The organism is Thermus brockianus (assembly GCF_021462505.1).
Classification (GTDB): domain Bacteria; phylum Deinococcota; class Deinococci; order Deinococcales; family Thermaceae; genus Thermus; species Thermus hydrothermalis.
Genome location: NZ_JAKEDV010000022.1, coordinates 1 through 1,328, shown reverse-complemented (window position 1 = coordinate 1,328; position 1,328 = coordinate 1). Strand labels below are relative to the sequence as shown.

Genomic DNA, 1,328 nt, shown 5'->3' with positions numbered 1-1,328 from the left:
GGCGGCGGGTGGTGGAAGCGGTGGGGAGCGCCCTCCACGCCTCCTTTCCCAGGCGGATTCGTGCCCTGACCCAGGAGGGCTTCGTCATGGCGGTGTGCTCCTTTGTCCTGGCTCACAATCTTGGCCTCATGGTGCAGGAAATGCTTGGGTGAGCATTACCGACACCTGGGCCAAGGGAGGGACTCCAAAGCATTGCTTCGGGGCACCTGTGCAGGTTTTTTCGTGGCCCCATAGGGGGTATACGTGCTGTGGTCTCAATCTAAGCAGGCCCCCACCCTGGCGATCCTGAGCTTCCATCACTTAGTCCTGTAGGGGCTTGACCAAGGGAAAACTAAAGAGGGGGTTGGGTAAGGTATGCGAATGCCCCCCTCCTTTAGACCACCACCTGGGCCCCCACGGTCTTCCGGCCCCTCAGAAAACCCGCGCGCACCAACCTGGCCCTCTTCCTCTCCGCTCCCCACCTCGCCCAAGGAAGCCTATTCCCCCTTTCCTTGCCCGAACCGAGTTAGGGGTCCAGGCCCTGGGGTATGTCCCCCTCTTCCTCCTGGACCGGGGCTTTGACCGGGTTTCCCTGATGCGGCGGCTCCAGGAGTGGGGCATGGGTTTCCTCATCCGGCCCCTGCGCCACCGGGAGGTGGAGACGGGGGAGGGGGAGCGCTACCCGGAGGTGCCTAGAGCCGAGGGCAAGCGGATTCGTCCCTTTGGGCACGACGGGAGGGGGGTGGAGGTGGGGCTCTTCCTGGCCCAGGGGAAGCGGGAGCCCGGGTATCCGGCCTTTTGGGCGCCTGAGGGATGGGAGCCTGGGGGGTACCGGTTGCGGATGGGGATAGAGGAGGCTTTTCGGGACCTGAAGGGGCGGGGTTTTGGGTTGGACCGGCACGGGCTGAGGACGGAGGGGAGCCTTAGGGGATGGCTTTGGCTTTTGTTTCTGGGGATGGTGGTTTTGGTCCTTTTGGGGGCTGCTTTGCGGGGCAGAGGGTGGTGGCGCATCCTGAGGGGCAGAGCCTTTTTCGCTTGGCTCGCCTCCTTCTGGCGGAGGCTCCTCCTTCCCTGCGGGGCGTGGCGGTGCGGGTGCTTGGGGGTCTTTACCCGGCAATGGGTGCAGGGGTGGGGAAAGTGATGAGAGCTCAGGGGAGCAACCCCTTGACAGAGAAGGGGCTTCTTGTTAACGTAGAGCTTGCGCCGGTGGAACCGGCGGGGGATCTTGAAAGCGCGGGAACAGGCGTAAGCCAAATGCATCCAACGCCCTAGTGGCGTTTTTTTGTGGAGAGTTTGATCCTGGCTCAGGGTGAACGCTGGCGGCGTGCCTAAGACATGCAAGTCGGGCG

At 63.6% G+C, this 1,328-nt stretch carries 1 protein-coding gene and 1 rRNA gene; both read left to right on the top strand.

Annotation, left to right across the window (positions count from 1 at the left end):
- The first annotated feature begins 316 nt into the window (after positions 1-316).
- Entirely contained in the window at positions 317-1,120 is an 804-nt protein-coding gene (locus LXN00_RS12575; RefSeq protein WP_418952995.1) for a transposase, read from the top strand.
- A 140-nt stretch (positions 1,121-1,260) separates the two neighbouring features.
- Positions 1,261-1,328: ribosomal RNA gene (locus LXN00_RS12570) — 16S ribosomal RNA — on the top strand; the annotation flags it as partial.